The sequence below is a fragment of the Pseudomonas sp. A-RE-19 genome (assembly GCF_019956555.1).
In the GTDB taxonomy this organism is placed as follows: domain Bacteria; phylum Pseudomonadota; class Gammaproteobacteria; order Pseudomonadales; family Pseudomonadaceae; genus Aquipseudomonas.
Genome location: NZ_JAHBDQ010000055.1, coordinates 53,060 through 68,616, shown reverse-complemented (window position 1 = coordinate 68,616; position 15,557 = coordinate 53,060). Strand labels below are relative to the sequence as shown.

Here is a 15,557-nt window from a genome sequence, read left to right as displayed (position 1 = left end):
ATAGTCAGACACCCCCTCGGGTTCAATGTAAAACTCTGTCTATTATTGGCATTACTGACATACGGGAAAACGACGCCCCTGTCGGCGCTGCCGAAGGCTGCGATCTTTTGCTCCTGTTTTTGAAAATCAAGGTCAAAAGATCGCAGCCTTCGGCAGCTCCTACAGGGGCGCCGGCGTTCAGAGTTCGACCTTGACCCAACTCACGGGTTGATCCAGCCAATCGGCAAACTCATCGATAAAGCTCTGCTTGAACCCGGCCTCGAGCCAGTTGTTGAAGATGAAACCCAAGTTGGAAAAACCGCACTCCTGCAAGAACAGAAACCCGTTGATGTCGTCTTCATGCCCGCATTCAGGGCACGTGAAGTTATCGGTGCGCCCTGGCATCCAGTCTTCCAGGCTTTCGAACAGCGCTTCGCCGACTTCCTTGCGGCACTCGGCGCAGCCGGCTTCTTCGAGAAAACCTTTGGCCGGTGTATAGATGCAGCGCTTGGTGATGATCTCCAGGCCATTGACTGGCTCGCCGAACGGCAGCGCGTCAGGGTGCAGGACCACCGCGCGGGCACCGTCGGCGATGGCGTGGGCCATGCGATTGCCGGTGCGGCCACAGGTGGTCAGTTCCTCTTTAATGATGTTCTTGCGCACCAGCCACCGCACGACCGCCCGGGCCCGGGGTTCGTGTACCGGCAGTGTGGAGATTTTCGGGACGATGATGCTTTGCGAGTTCATGGTGCAAGCCTACAAATACTGAATGATCCATCCCTTGTGGGAGCGAGCCTGCTCGCGATGAGGCCATTGCAGCCAACATTGTTGTTGTCTGACCCACCGCCATCGCGAGCAGGCTCGCTCCCACAGGATTAGCGGCCGGCAGCTTAATCCCTGACGAAATCCGGTCAAGTACTCAAATAACGCCCGATCAAGGCAATCCCGCTGGCCAGCACCAGCCAGGTCACCAGCCGCACGAATGCCTCGCGGGACAGTTTCATGGTCAATCGCCGGCCGATCCACAACCCCAGCGCCATCGCCGGCAGCAAACACAGCGCCAATACCAACAAGGGTAGCTCGGCATACACCCCGGCGATGGCAAACAGGCTCAAACGCACCACGGTGCTGCAACTGATCAGCGCACTCTGGGTTGCCCGGGCCGCATCCTTGGGCAACCGACTGTTCAAATAGATCGCATATAAAAAGCCGCCACTGCCAAACAGTGCCCCGAACATCCCGCCCACTGTCCCCATCGGCACCGCCCACCCGGCGGACAATTGTGCCGGACGGGTTTTAATCCACAGGCTGTAAATCGCATAGGCGCTGATAAACAGCCCCATCAACAGCAGCAAAACATCGGATTTCAGGTTCAACAGAAAAACCACCCCCAACGTGCAGCCCACCGCCATGCACGGTAGCAGTCGCAGCAATTCGGGCCTCACCACATCCCGTCGCGAGGGCAGCAGATTGCCGAATGCTGCGACGAAATCCAGCAGCACCAGCAGCGGCACGATTTTCGACAACGGCATGAACAGGATCAGAATCGGCCCGGCCACCAGCGCGGTGCCAAAACCGGCGATGCCGAACACGATATAGGCCAAGCCAACGCCCGAGCCGATCACCAGCCAATCCACCGCACCCCACGGCCATTGGTTTAACAACTCCAGCACATTCATCGACGCCGCTTCCTTTTATTCCTGTGATGACTTTAGCCAGCGCCGAGCGTTGCGACTAATATCTTCAACGTTGACCACTCATCTCGAAAAGGCATATCTGGTGCTTTCAACCCGCCAATTGCGTTACTTCGTGGAAATCGCCGAGAGCGGCAGCTTCAGCGCTGCGGCCGAACGTCTGTTTATTGCTCAATCAGCCCTGAGTCGGCAGATCAAGGACATGGAAAACCGGCTGCAAACGCCGCTGTTCGAACGCACCGCGCGCCAGCCTCGCTTGACGGCGGCCGGTGAAGCCTTTTTGCCTCGGGCCAGAAATCTGCTGAGCGAATTGACCAAGGCCAGCGAAATAGCCACTCAGGTGGGAAACGGTCAGCTCGGCACGTTGCGCCTCAGCCATTCCAGCACCGTCCCCATGAGCGGTCGGCTGCTGCAAGGCATCAGCGTTTATCTGGATCGGCACGTCGGTGTGTCCATGGACATCGCCAAGCTGTCCTCCGAGGCGCAACTGGAAGAATTAGCCGAAGGTCGCCTCGATGTGGGCCTGTTGCGCCTCCCGGTATTGCGTCAGCGCGAAGGGGTGCAGATCGTTCCGCTGTACAGCGAGCGCCTGTTACTGGCGGTGCCACCGAATCATCGGCTGGCTGTGGATAAGTCCGCGCAAGGCATCGATCTGGCGCAGTTGAAAAACGAAGAGTTTATTTCCATCCCTCATCCACAGCGTGGCGGCCTGAGCTATTTGTCTGCCGAGTTGTGCATGCGCCAGGGGTTCTTTCCCCAGGCGGCTCGGGTGGTGTCGCGCAAGACCACGCAACTGCAATTGATTCAGGCCGGGTTCGGCATCGCACTTTTGCCGGAATCGATGCAAGACATCGCACCGCCGGATATCCACTTTCTCCCCTTGGCCGACCCCGATTGCCACAGCACCGTCGCCCTCGCCTATCGGCAGAGCCCCACGGCACTGGTCCAGCAATTCATCCAGCACTTCACCCAATCCCTGCAGGAGCTGCCGAAGGCCGAGATCTTTTGATCTTCAGCCATTCCAGCCTCGCCGGAAATCAACATCAAAAGATCGCAGGCTGCGCCAGCTCCTACGGGGTTTGTGTGCATCCGTTCAATCGCCGGTGTACTCGGTCAATGTAGGAGCTGCCGCAGGCTGCGATCTTTTGATCTTCAGCCACTCCAGCCTCGCCGAAAATCAACATCAAAAGATCGCAGGCTGCGCCAGCTCCTACGGGGTTTGTGTGCATCCGCTCAATCGCCGATGTACTCGGTCAATGTAGGAGCTGCCGCAGCCTGCGATCTTTTGATCTTCAGCCACTCCAGCCTCGCCGGAAATCAACATCAAAAGATCGCAGGCTGCGCCAGCTCCTACGGGTTTGTGTGCATCCGTTCAATCGCCGGTGTACTCGGTCAATGTAGGAGCTGCCGCAGCCTGCGATCTTTTGATCTTCAGCCACTCCAGCCTCGCCGGAAATCAACATCAAAAGATCGCAGGCTGCGCCAGCTCCTACGGGGTTTGTGTGCATCCGTTCAATCGCCGGTGTACTCGGTCAATGTAGGAGCTGCCGCAGCCTGCGATCTTTTGATCTTCAGCCACTCCAGCCTCGCCGAAAATCAACATCAAAAGATCGCAGGCTGCGCCAGCTCCTACGGGGTTTGTGTGCATCCGCTCAATCGCCGATGTACTCGGTCAATGTAGGAGCTGCCGCAGGCTGCGATCTTTTGATCTTCAGCCACTCCAGCCTCGCCGGAAATCAACATCAAAAGATCGCAGGCTGCGCCAGCTCCTACGGGTTTGTGTGCATCCGTTCAATCGCCGGTGTACTCGGTCAATGTAGGAGCTGCCGCAGGCTGCGATCTTTTGATCTTCAGCCACTCCAGCCTCGCCGAAAATCAAGATCAAAAGATCGCAGCCTTCGGCAGCTCCTACAAGGGATCGTGCATTCATCTGGAGATTGCCTTTATCATGCGCCCCATGATTAAAGATCCCTTTGCAAGACTCGGCCTGGACCGTGAAGTCCTGACTGTCAGCCAGCTCAACGGCCGCGCGCGGGTGTTGCTCGAAGACGTGTTCAGCAACATCTGGGTCGAAGGCGAAATCTCCAATCTTGCCCGCCCGGCGTCCGGCCATGTGTATTTCACCCTCAAGGACAGCGGCGCCCAGGTGCGTTGCGCGCTGTTCCGGCAGAATGCCGCGCGGGTTCGCCAAGCGCTGAAGGACGGTTTGGCCGTCAAGGTTCGCGGCAAGGTTTCACTGTTTGAAGGCCGTGGCGATTACCAACTGATTCTCGACACCGTGGAACCGGCCGGTGACGGCGCCCTGCGTCTGGCCTTCGATGCGTTGAAGGAAAAGCTCAGCGCCGAAGGCCTGTTCAGCGCCGAGCGCAAAGTGCCGCTGCCGGCGCATCCGCAACGCATCGGCATTATCAGCTCGCCCACCGGCGCGGTGATCCGCGACATCATCAGCGTGTTCCGCCGCCGTGCTCCGCAGATCCAACTGACGCTGATCCCTACCGCCGTGCAAGGCCGCGAAGCCACCGCGCAGATTGTCCGCGCACTGAAACTGGCGGACGCCCGCGGTTTCGACGCGTTGATCCTGGCCCGTGGTGGTGGTTCGCTGGAAGACCTCTGGTGTTTCAACGAAGAAGCCGTGGCCCGCGCCGTGGATGCCTGCGTGACGCCGATTGTCAGCGCTGTCGGCCATGAAACCGACGTGTCGATCAGTGACTTCGTCGCCGACGTCCGCGCCCCGACCCCTTCCGCTGCCGCCGAACTGCTCGCGCCGGATTCCAGTGATCTGGTGCGTCGGGTCGAAAGCCTGCATCGGCGCCTGGTGATGCGCATCCGCGATCGCTTGATGCGTGACCGACTACGTCTGGAAGGCATGGCCCGGCGCCTGCGTCATCCTGGCGAACGTCTGCGCCAGCAGGCACAACGCCTGGATGATCTGGACATGCGTCTGCGTCGCGCGTTCGAACGTAGCCTCAATACCCGTCGCGAACGTTTGATCCGCCTGGAAACCCGCCTCGCCGGGCAACATCCCGGGAGGCAATTGGCGATGCTTCGCCAGCGCCTCGACAGCCTCGCCGAACGCCTGCCCCGGGCCATGCGCGAAGGGCTAAAATCCCGCCGTCTGCAGCTGCAAAGTCAGATGCAGACGCTGCACGTGGTCAGCCCATTGGCGACCCTCGGGCGTGGCTACAGCATTCTGCTGGACGAGCGTGGCAATGCGATTCGCAGCGCCGCGCAAACCCATACCGGCCAGCGCCTGAAAGCCAGACTGGGCGAAGGCGAGCTGCAAGTGCGGGTCGAAGACAATCACCTGACACCTGTCACCCTTTCTTTACTGGATTGATTCATGCCGCGTTTTTTAGCTCCGCTGCTGTTGCTGTGCCTGACCTTCAACGCCCACGCCGACAGTTACATCACCCGCCTGTTGAACAAACCGGTGCCGGGGGGCGTGGCAGTGGTGAATCTGGGCAGCTCCGCCCAGGCCCCCAAAGCCAGCTATCAAGGCAAACCGGTGCTGGTGGTCAAGGAACAGAACAACTGGCTGGCCATTGTCGGGGTGCCGCTGACCGTCAAACCGGGCAATCAGTCGCTGAGCAGCGGTGGTCGCAACCTGAGCTTCACTGTTGGCAGCAAGCAGTACCCGGAACAGCACATCACCCTGAAGAATACTCAGCAGGTCAATCCGAACCCGCAGAATCTCAAGCGCATCGAGGGTGAGCTGGCGGAGCAGATCCAGGCTTACCGCAGCTTCAGCCCGAACACCCCGAGCAACCTGCTGCTGGACAAACCGGTCGACGGCCCGCTGTCGAGCAAGTTCGGCGTACGTCGCTTTTTCAATGGTGAAGAACGCAATCCCCACGCGGGCCTCGACTTCGCGGTGCCTGCCGGCACGCCGATCAAGACCCCGGCCGCCGGCAAGGTGATCCTGATCGGTAACTACTTCTTCAACGGCAATACGGTGTTCGTCGATCACGGCCAGGGCTTCATCAGCATGTTCTGCCACATGTCGAAAATCGACGTGAAGGTCGGCCAGCAATTGGCCCGTGGCGATGTGGTCGGCAAAGTCGGCTCCACGGGGCGCGCGACCGGGCCGCATATGCACTGGAACGTCAGCCTGAACGATGCTCGGGTGGATCCGGCGATATTTATTGGGGCGTTTCAGCCGTAAATAGTTGTTGAGGCTACCGGCCTCTTCGCGGGCAAGCCCGCTCCCACATTAGATTTTCGGCGTGCACAGAATATGTGTTCACGCCGATCAAATGTGGGAGCGGGCTTGCTCGCGAAGGCGGCCTCATTGGCGCCGCTTATTCCGCCTCAAGGTCCTCGATCCCATGGACCTCCTTGTGCGCCAGACACTCTTTGATCCAGGCCTGGGTTTCCTCCGAGAAACCAGCCAATTCTTCAGGTGTGATCAGCTCATGAGTACACAGCCCCAGCAAATGAGCAGGCGCTTCATTGCGTGAATGACCGAAAACGCCAAACGCCCAATACAGCTCTTTTTGCCCGGCCTTCAGCAGTTCTTCACTGGTTTCAATACGCTCATAAGGCGCCAGGCTTTTATCCAGCACCGTACGCTCGACCTCCTCCATGATCCGGATACACATCCGCTCATGGGCGACCGGGCGCAGTGCGCTATAAAGCTTCCAATCCGATTCGTTCATTGCCAACTCCTGCTTCCCGGTCGTCTGGTTGAGGCTTTAAGAATAGCTGCACCGACCGAACTGCATTCGCCAACCTTCGATTGCGCATCACTCAAACCTCGCGCAAACATCAATACAATCTCCGACTCTCACCGCAATAAAATCTCAATAAAATCGTCTTTTCGAGTATTCCTCTCAATTTTTTTCGACTGCTTGCCATCCTTTTCCCCCGCGGTTAGGGTTGAAGGCATGAAAACCTCTCACACCCTCATTCAGCTCCGCCAGCACCGCAGCCTGTGCCTCGTCAGCGCACGACTGCCAGGCTGAATCGCAGTGCCTCGTCTTACGCTTTTCCCCCAGAACATTTGATCCACCGGCCAGGCCGCCTTTTTTCGGCCCACACAATAAGGATTTCCCGATGAGCATGCTCAAAGACCCGTCTTCGAAATACCGCGCGTTCCCGACCATCGATATCCCGGACCGCACCTGGCCATCGAAGACCATCACCGCAGCGCCGATCTGGTGCAGCTCGGACCTTCGTGACGGCAACCAGTCGCTGATCGAGCCCATGGACGCGGTCAAGAAGCTGCGTTTCTGGAAAACCCTGGTGCAGGTCGGCGTGAAAGAAATCGAAGCCTCGTTCCCGGCCGCTTCGCAAACCGACTTCGACTTCGTGCGTACCCTGATCGAAGGCAACCACATCCCGGACGACACCACCATTCAGGTGCTGACCCAGGGCCGTGAAGATTTGATCGAGCGCACCTTCGAATCCCTGCGCGGTGCCAAGAAAGCCATCGTTCACCTGTACAACGCGACCTCCCCGTCTTTCCGCCGCATTGTCTTCAACCAGGACAAGGAAGGGGTCAAGGCCATCGCCGTGAACGCGGCCAAGCTGTTCGTCAAATATGCCGCCCAACAGCCAAACACCGAGTGGACCTTCGAGTACTCGCCAGAAACCTTCAGCGCCACCGAGCTGGAATTCGCCAAGGAAGTCTGCGACGCGGTGATCGAAGTGTGGAACCCGACGCCTGAGCACAAGATGATCCTCAACCTGCCCGCCACCGTCGAATGCGCCACCCCGAACATCTATGCCGACCAGATCGAATGGTTCGGCCGTCACATCAACCGTCGTGACAGCGTGATCATCAGCCTGCACACCCACAACGACCGTGGCACTGGCGTGGCCGCCACCGAGCTGGGCCTGATGGCCGGTGCCGACCGTGTCGAAGGCTGCCTGTTCGGCAACGGCGAGCGGACCGGTAACGTCGATCTGGTGACCGTGGCATTGAACCTCTACACCCAGGGCGTTGACCCCGAGCTGGACTTCTCCGACATCGACGGCGTGCGCAAAGTCGTCGAAGAGTGCAACCAGATTCCGGTGCACCCACGTCACCCATACGTCGGCGACCTGGTTCACACCGCGTTCTCCGGTTCGCACCAGGATGCAATCCGCAAGGGCTTCGCCCAGCAGCAACCGGACGCCCTGTGGGAAGTGCCATACCTGCCGATCGACCCGGCCGACATCGGCCGCAGCTATGAGGCGGTGATTCGCGTCAACAGCCAGTCGGGCAAGGGCGGTATCGCTTACCTGCTGGAACAGGAATACGGCATCAGCTTGCCGCGCCGCATGCAGATCGAGTTCAGCCAGGTCGTGCAGCGTGAAACCGATCGCCTGGGCCTGGAGATGACGGCTCAGCAGATCCATGCGCTGCTGCACAGCGAGTACTTGCAGGCCAACACCCCGTACGCGCTGGTCAGCCATCGCTTGCAGGAAGAAAACGGTCACAGCGCCGTCGAAGTGGAAGTCTCCAGCAAAGGTCAGGGCGAAACCAACCTGCACTGGCGTGGCAAGGGCAACGGCGCTCTGGAAGCACTGGTGGCCGGTCTGCCGATTCCGGTGGAAATCATGGACTACAACGAACACGCCATCGGCGCAGGCACCAATGCCAAGGCTGCGGCCTACATTGAACTGCGCGTGAACGGTGAGCGTGCGGTGCACGGCGTCGGCATCGATGAGAACATCACCACTGCCAGCTTCAAGGCGCTGTTCAGCGCGCTGAACCGCTCCCTGAGCCAGCCGGAAGCGAAAGCGGCGTAAAGAGCCCTGCGCTGCAACGCAAAAGGCCCCGGGGTGTAAACCTCGGGGCCTTTTTGTTTGTGCTGCTGAAAGATCAAAAGATCGCAGCCTTCGGCAGCTCCTACCTTGGAATGCGATCCCTGTAGGAGCTGCCGAAGGCTGCGATCTTTTCGGGACCACCCGGATTCAGGTGAACTCGAAGGTATCCGCATCCAGATTCGCCGGGAATCGCGTGCGATAAGCCGCCAGATCCGCAGCACTCAGAACGACCTGAAACACGCCATCCGCTTCGCCCGCACTGAGTAGCGTCTCCCCCTGGAAATCCAGGACCTGACTGTCACCGGTATACGCAAAACCTTTGCCATCAGTACCGATGCGATTTACCGCCGCCACATAGCAGAGGTTTTCGATCCCCCGGGCGGGCAGCAAACGGTTCCAGTGCTGACGCCGTGCCCCCGGCCAGTTGGCCGTGTACAACAACAAATCGGTGTCTTGAGGGTCGCGACTCCAGACCGGGAATCGCAGGTCGTAGCAAATCAGCGGGCGCACTCGCCAGCCCTTCAATTCGAACTGCACCCGACACTCGCCCGGGGTGAAATGGTTGTGCTCGCCCGCCATGCGGAACAGATGACGCTTGTCGTAGTGCAACACCTCCCCGTCCGGTCGCACCCACAACAGACGGTTGCGATGGCTGCCGTCAGCCACCTGGACGATGAGGCTGCCGGTAATCACCGCGTCCAATTTCGCCGCCTGAACCCGCAACCATTTACTGGTGGGGCCATTTTCCGGCTCGGCCAGGGTTTCCGATTCCATGGAGAAACCGGTGGTGAACATCTCCGGCAGGATGATCAGGTCCGCGCCACGAGCCTGTTCCAGCAGCGGCTCGAAATGCTGCAAATTGGCCTGACGATCATGCCAGGCCAGGGTGGTCTGGATCAGCGCGACATTCAGATTGGGCAGAGCACTCAGATCACGCATAGTTTTGCCGCTGCTTCTCGCAGGGTCTCCTCGCGTTTGGCAAAGCACAGACGCACCAGGCGCTGGCCTTCGGGTGGCGTCTGGTAGAACACCGAGATCGGGATGCTCGCGACGCCATGTTCGCGGGTCATCCACAGCGCCATCTCGACGTCATTGAGGTCCGGGCGAATCTGCGAATAATCGACAAGTTGGAAGTAAGTACCGGCCACGCGGGTGAAACTGAAGCGCGACGGCGTGAGCAAATCGCAGAACAGATCGCGCTTGGCCTGATAGAAGTCCGGCAACTCTTCGATATGTTCCGGGTGCTCGGCCATGTAATCGGCCAACGCGTATTGCAACGGCGTCACGCCGCAGAAACTGACGTACTGGTGAACCTTGCGCAGCTCCGCCGTGAGGGCTGGCGGTGCGACCACGTAGCCGGTTTTCCAACCGGTGACGTGATAGGTCTTGCCGAACGAACTGACCACAAATGCCCGTTGATAGAGTTCTTCGTGGGCCAATACGCTGACGTGAGGCACGCCGTCGAACACCAGGTGTTCATAGACTTCGTCGCTGATCACATAGATGTCGCGATCGCGGATCAACGCCGCCAACTGATCCAGTTCGGCACGGCTGATCAGTGCGCCGCTTGGGTTGTGCGGGCTATTAAGGATGATCATCCGAGTGCGCGGGCTCAGCGCTTCGGTGAGCTTCTGGAAGTCGATGGCGAAATCTTTCACGCCCAGCTGTACATGAACGCAACGACCACCGGCCAGCTCCACCGAAGGTTCGTAACTGTCGTAGGCCGGATCAAACACAATGACTTCGTCACCGCTGTGGATCACCGCCTGAATGGCGCAGAAGATCGCCTGAGTCGCGCCGGGGGTGACCGTCACTTCGCTATCGGCATCGACATGGGCGCCATAGCTGCGGGCGATCTTTGCCGCAATCTGCTGACGCAACACCGGCAAGCCGGTCATTGGCGAATACTGGTTGTGGCCACTGGCGATATGCCGACCGACCGCATCGCGCAGAGCTTGCGGGCCGTCGAAATCGGGAAATCCCTGGGACAGATTGATCGCCCCGGTTTGCGCCGCGAGTTGAGACATCTGCGTGAAGATAGTGATGCCGACATTCGGCAGCTTACTGGTGATCATCGGTGATTCCCTGGCTCTACACCCGGCTCTACGGCGGCACGGGAGAGCTCGAGAATAGCCCAAACGGCGCCCATAAAAAAAGGGCGCTCTGGCGAGCACCCTCTTTAAAATCCGGTCCTGTAGGAGCTGCCGCAGGCTGCGATCTTTTGATCTTGTCTTTAAAGCAAAATCAAAAGATCGCAGCCTGCGGCAGCTCCTACAAGAGCACGACGCAGAGCGTCTGAATCAGCGCTTGTCGCGGCGCTTCTTGTCGGCCTTTTTGTGGTGCGACATCATGCGGCGTTTCTTGTTGACCTGGCGGTCGGTAAGCGAGTTCTTGTTGCCTTCGTACGGGTTCTCGCCACCCTTGAACTCGATACGGATCGGCGTACCAACCAGCTTCAAGACACGACGGTAGGTGTTTTCCAGGTAACGGACGTAAGACTTCGGCACCTTCTCGATCTGGTTACCGTGAATCACGATGATCGGCGGGTTCGCGCCACCCAAGTGGGCATAACGCAGCTTGATCCGGCGGTTGTTGACCATCGGCGGCGCGTGCTCGCCGACCGCATCTTCCAGAATCTGGGTCAGGCGGTTGGTCGGCCAGCGGGTGACCGCGGACTTGAACGAGTTCTGTACCGACGCGTAGAGGTTACCCACGCCCGTGCCGTGCAGGGCCGAGATGAAGTGGATATCGGCGTAGTCAACGAAGAACAGTCGACGTTGCAGCTCGACCTTCACGAAGTCACGCTCGCTTGGCGTCATGCCATCCCATTTGTTGATCGCGATGACCAGCGCGCGACCCGACTCAATGGCAAAGCCCAACAGGTTGAGGTCGTGGTCCACGACGCCTTCGCGGGCGTCCATCACGAAGATCACCACGTTGGCGTCTTTGATCGCCTGCAGGGTTTTGACCACGGAGAACTTTTCGACTTCTTCGTGGATCTTGCCGCGCTTGCGCACACCGGCGGTGTCGATCAGCGTGTACTTCTCGTCGTTACGCTCGAACGGGATGTAGATGCTGTCGCGGGTGGTGCCTGGCTGGTCATAAACGATGACCCGGTCTTCACCGAGCATGCGGTTGACCAGGGTCGACTTGCCGACGTTCGGACGGCCGATGATGGCGATCTTGATCCCGTCTTTTTCGCTCGGGCCAGGAATGCGCTTGGCTTCCTCACCTTCGGCAACGATCTCTTCTTCGCCGTCTTCCGGCTCTTCTTCGTCTTTCGGGAAGTCGCTCAGGGCGATTTCCAGCATCTGGGTGATGCCACGACCATGAGCACCGGCGATCGGGATCGCGTGGCCCATGCCCAACGGGGCGAATTCGGCGCGGGCCATTTCAGGGTCAATGTTGTCGACCTTGTTGGCAACCACGTAAGAACGCTTGTTACGCTTGCGCAAGTGCTCGGCGATCATCTGGTCGGCGGCGGTGAAACCGGCCTTGGCATCTACCAGGAACAGAACGACATCCGCTTCTTCAATGGCCAGCAGCGACTGCTCGGCCATTTTTTCGTCCATACCGTGCTCGTCACCGGAGATACCGCCGGTGTCGACCAGAATGTAGGAACGCCCTTGCCACTTGGCCTCACCGTATTGGCGATCACGGGTCAGACCGGACAAGTCGCCGACGATGGCGTCGCGAGTCCTGGTCAGGCGGTTGAACAAGGTGGACTTGCCGACGTTCGGTCGGCCCACCAGGGCGATTACGGGAACCATGCGGCTCTCCACTTCGTTATTTCAGAAAATACAAAAGCCGCTGCGAGGCAGCGGCTGGTGCTCGGGGCATCACTGTGTGCGCGTTTGTGGGAGCGAGCCTGCTCGCGATAAACGCAAAGGCACCGCGTTTATTCAGGCCGCAAACGTTATCGTTGACGTCCATCGCGAGCAGGCTCGCTCCTACATTCATACATACAGGTGAAGCCGCTTGGGGGTTAAACCCCAAGCATAGTCAAACCTTTACTTAATGGTCAGGGCTTCCAGTTTGCCGCTGTTGCCATACAGATAAATCGTGTCACCCACCACCAGCGGACGGGCACGCAGGCCGTCGCTGTCGATGCGCTCGCGGCCGACGAAACGACCGTCCACCTGACTCAGCAGATGCAGGTAACCTTCCATATCACCGACTGCAACGTAGCTGGAGAACACTTCCGGAGCCGACAGTTGACGGCGGGCCAGCGAATCGTTGCTCCACAATGCAGTGGTGGAACGTTCGTCGACGCCTTCAACGGTGCCCGAAGACAGACTCACATAGACGCTGCCAAAACCCTGGGCAACGCCGGCATAGCTGGAAGCATCACGCTGCCAGAGCTGACGACCGCTTTCCAGGTCCAGTGCCGCAACGCGACCCTGGTAGCTGGCGACATACAGCGTACCGCCGGACAGCAGCAAGCCACCGTCGATATCGACCACACGCTCCAGCTCCGAACGACCTTGTGGAATCGCTACGCGCTGTTCCCACACCGGCACGCCGTTGGAAATATCCAGAGCGACCACTTTACCGGTCGACAGGCCAGCCACCGCGAGGCGGTTGGTGACGATCGGTGCGCTGGTGCCGCGCAGGGTCAGAACCGCTGGCGTGCTGTCATACAACCAGCGCTGGTTGCCGGTAGCGGCATCCAGACCGATCAGACGGTCATCCTGGGTCTGAACCACAACAACGTCACCGTTGGTGGCCGGCGGCGCGAGCACTTCACTGGTCACGCGAGCGCGCCATTTCTCTTCACCGCTGCTGGCGTCCAGGGCAACGATTTCGCCCTTGAGCGTGCCGATCATGACCAGACCGTAACCCACGCCAACGGCGCCGGAGACAGGCAGTTCGAGCTTCTTCTTCCATTTGACGTCGCCATTGCTGCGATCCATCGCCATCACCACACCGGTGACGTCGGCGGCATAAATGGTATCGCCATCGATCGCCGGAACCAGCATGTTGTAGGTTTCGCCCTGACCGTCACCGATCGAACGACTCCACTGCTTTTGCAGAACCACTTCTTCTTTGAAGTCGGTCAACTCGGCCGGTGGCAATTCTTTTTTGCTGTTGCTGCTGCAACCCGCGGCCAGTATGGCCAGAGCCAGCAATGCTGCATGTTTCCAACGGATCACGTCACGCATCCCCTTTGGCCAGATCGTCCAGCTTGATTTGTAGGCCACCGACCGCCGCTTCATCCGACAGTGCCGCCTTGGCTTTTTGATACGCCGTGTTCGCTTCGTCGGTACGACCCAACTGCACCAGCAGGTCGCCTTTGAGTTCTTCGCGAGTGGCCAGGAAGGCTTTGTCGGCATCGCCTTCGAGCAGTTTCAGGGCTTCATCGGCCTTGTTCTGCGCGGCCAGCACCTGCGCCAGGCGCTGACGGGCGATTTCGCCCAGCGCCGGGTTGGCCGGTTTGGCGACGATGGCTTTCAGCTCGCCGGCTGCGTCATCCAGCTTGCCGCTGTCGACCGCGACTTTCGCCACGAACAGGCTGCCGTATTGTGCGTAAGCGCTCCCGCCGAACTCGCTGTTGAGCTTGCCGGCCAGGTCCGCAACACGGGCGGCGTCTGGCTTGCCGTCAGGTGTCAGCGTGGTTTCGAGCAATTGCTGATAGAGCATCGAGGCGCCTTGCGACTGATTGCTCTGATACTTGTGATAGGCCTGCCAGCCGAACACGATGACCAGCGCCAACAGGCCGCCAGTGACCAGGGGCTTGCCATTGCGTCTCCACCAGTCCTTCAACTCCGCCAGATGTTCGTCTTCGGTACTCGACACCCCAATACTCCTTAATCGCTAAATCGGCTGTTTGACAGCTTCAACCCTGCACGACGCAGGTGGCCAGGTGTGCAGCAAGCGCATCCCAGGCAATGCTTTGTTGTTCGCCCTGGCCACGCAGGGGTTTGAAACCTACCACTTGCTGGGCCATTTCGTCGTCACCGAGGATCAGCGCGTACAGCGCGCCGCTCTTGTCGGCTTTCTTGAACTGGCTTTTGAAGCTGCCGGCGCCGGCATTGACTTGCAGGCGCAGGTTGGGCAATTGATCACGAACACGCTCGCTCAGAGCCAGGCCAGCCAGCTCGGCGGCTTCACCGAAGGCGCAGAGGTAGACATCGACCTGACGGGAGATTTCTTCGGGAATCTGTTCCAGGGTTTCAAGCAGCAGCACCAGACGCTCGATGCCCATGGCGAAGCCAACGCCCGGGGTCGGCTTGCCGCCCATCTGCTCCACCAGACCGTCGTAACGGCCACCGGCACACACGGTGCCCTGGGCGCCCAACTTGTCGGTGACCCATTCGAAAACGGTCTTGCTGTAGTAATCCAGCCCGCGAACCAGCTTCGGGTTGATCGCATAAGGAATGCCGGCGGCGTCCAGACGAGCCTTGAGGCCCTCGAAATGCACGCGGGATTCTTCATCAAGGTAATCGGCCATTTTTGGCGCGTCGACCAATGCCGCTTGAGTGTCGGGATTCTTGGTATCCAGAACCCGCAGCGGGTTGGTCTTCAGACGGCGCTGGCTGTCTTCGTCCAGTTGATCCAGGCGAGCGGACAGGTATTCGACCAGGGCTTCACGATAACGACCACGGGACTCGCTGGTGCCCAGGCTGTTGAGTTCGAGCTTGACCGCATCGCGGATACCCAGCTCGCCCCACAGGCGCCAGGTCAGCACGATCAGCTCGGCGTCGATGTCCGGACCGTCGAGGTTGAAGACTTCGCAACCGATCTGGTGGAACTGGCGATAACGGCCTTTCTGCGGACGCTCGTGACGGAACATCGGGCCGATGTACCAGAGTTTCTGCACCTGGCCGCCGCCGGTGATGCCATGCTCGAGCACCGCGCGCACGCACGCCGCCGTACCTTCCGGGCGCAGGGTCAGGGAATCGCCGTTGCGGTCATCGAAGGTGTACATCTCTTTTTCGACGATGTCGGTCACTTCACCGATGGAGCGCTTGAACAGCTCGGTGAACTCGACGATTGGCATGCGAATCTGCTTGTAACCGTAGTTATCCAGCAGACGCGAAACGGTACCCTCGAAATGACGCCACAGGGGAGTCTGTTCGGGCAGGATGTCGTTCATGCCACGAATGGCTTGCAGAGACTTGCTCACTTTAAATC

At 59.4% G+C, this 15,557-nt stretch carries 13 protein-coding genes; 4 read left to right on the top strand and 9 right to left on the bottom strand.

What is annotated here, in order from left to right; translation table 11 throughout:
* Positions 1-177 precede the first annotated feature (177 nt).
* Entirely contained in the window at positions 178-726 is a 549-nt protein-coding gene (locus tag KGB14_RS23615) for a hypothetical protein (RefSeq protein WP_007903617.1), read from the bottom strand.
* A 164-nt stretch (positions 727-890) separates the two neighbouring features.
* The gene (locus KGB14_RS23610) at positions 891-1,658 is read right to left on the bottom strand and encodes a sulfite exporter TauE/SafE family protein (RefSeq protein ID WP_223489044.1); all 768 of its coding nucleotides are present in this window, start codon (positions 1,656-1,658) and stop codon (positions 891-893) included.
* A gap of 100 nt (positions 1,659-1,758) precedes the next feature.
* Here KGB14_RS23610 and KGB14_RS23605 point away from each other — a divergent pair, with 100 nt between their 5' ends.
* The 3 genes from KGB14_RS23605 to KGB14_RS23595 all read left to right on the top strand — a co-directional run bounded on the left by KGB14_RS23605 (position 1,759) and on the right by KGB14_RS23595 (position 5,835).
* Positions 1,759-2,682: a LysR family transcriptional regulator gene (locus tag KGB14_RS23605; RefSeq protein WP_223489043.1), complete on the top strand. Its 924-nt coding sequence runs from the start codon at positions 1,759-1,761 to the stop codon at positions 2,680-2,682.
* 948 nt (positions 2,683-3,630) lie between these two features.
* Positions 3,631-5,010: an exodeoxyribonuclease VII large subunit gene (gene xseA, locus KGB14_RS23600; protein ID WP_223489162.1), complete on the top strand. Its 1,380-nt coding sequence runs from the start codon at positions 3,631-3,633 to the stop codon at positions 5,008-5,010.
* Positions 5,011-5,013: 3 nt separating this feature from the next.
* The gene (locus KGB14_RS23595; RefSeq protein WP_223489042.1) at positions 5,014-5,835 is read left to right on the top strand and encodes a M23 family metallopeptidase; all 822 of its coding nucleotides are present in this window, start codon (positions 5,014-5,016) and stop codon (positions 5,833-5,835) included.
* A 136-nt stretch (positions 5,836-5,971) separates the two neighbouring features.
* Here KGB14_RS23595 and KGB14_RS23590 read toward each other — a convergent pair whose 3' ends face one another.
* Positions 5,972-6,328 (bottom strand): hypothetical protein, encoded by a 357-nt coding sequence (locus KGB14_RS23590; protein WP_223489041.1) that lies wholly within the window; start codon positions 6,326-6,328, stop codon positions 5,972-5,974.
* A gap of 397 nt (positions 6,329-6,725) precedes the next feature.
* Between KGB14_RS23590 and leuA the strand changes: the two genes are divergently transcribed.
* Complete coding sequence (gene leuA, locus KGB14_RS23585; protein WP_223489040.1) at positions 6,726-8,405, top strand: 2-isopropylmalate synthase; 1,680 nt, start codon at positions 6,726-6,728, stop codon at positions 8,403-8,405.
* Between the two features lie 165 nt (positions 8,406-8,570).
* Here leuA and KGB14_RS23580 read toward each other — a convergent pair whose 3' ends face one another.
* The 6 genes from KGB14_RS23580 to hisS form a co-directional block, all read right to left on the bottom strand.
* Positions 8,571-9,362 carry an amidohydrolase gene (locus KGB14_RS23580; RefSeq protein WP_223489039.1) on the bottom strand — a complete coding sequence of 264 codons (792 nt, stop codon included), beginning with the start codon at positions 9,360-9,362 and terminating at the stop codon, positions 8,571-8,573.
* Positions 9,350-10,498 carry a pyridoxal phosphate-dependent aminotransferase gene (locus KGB14_RS23575; protein ID WP_223489038.1) on the bottom strand — a complete coding sequence of 383 codons (1,149 nt, stop codon included), beginning with the start codon at positions 10,496-10,498 and terminating at the stop codon, positions 9,350-9,352. The genes KGB14_RS23580 and KGB14_RS23575 overlap by 13 nt, the downstream gene beginning before the upstream one ends.
* A gap of 225 nt (positions 10,499-10,723) precedes the next feature.
* On the bottom strand, positions 10,724-12,193 hold the full coding sequence (gene der / locus KGB14_RS23570) for a ribosome biogenesis GTPase Der (protein ID WP_150798797.1): 1,470 nt from the start codon (positions 12,191-12,193) through the stop codon (positions 10,724-10,726).
* A 240-nt stretch (positions 12,194-12,433) separates the two neighbouring features.
* A complete protein-coding gene (gene bamB / locus KGB14_RS23565; protein WP_223489037.1) occupies positions 12,434-13,585 on the bottom strand; it encodes an outer membrane protein assembly factor BamB in 1,152 nt (383 codons plus the stop codon).
* Positions 13,578-14,219 (bottom strand): tetratricopeptide repeat protein, encoded by a 642-nt coding sequence (locus tag KGB14_RS23560; protein WP_223489036.1) that lies wholly within the window; start codon positions 14,217-14,219, stop codon positions 13,578-13,580. Before KGB14_RS23560 ends, bamB begins: the two co-directional genes overlap by 8 nt.
* 40 nt (positions 14,220-14,259) lie before the next feature.
* A complete protein-coding gene (hisS, locus tag KGB14_RS23555) occupies positions 14,260-15,549 on the bottom strand; it encodes a histidine--tRNA ligase (RefSeq protein ID WP_223489035.1) in 1,290 nt (429 codons plus the stop codon).
* Positions 15,550-15,557: the final 8 nt, after the last annotated feature.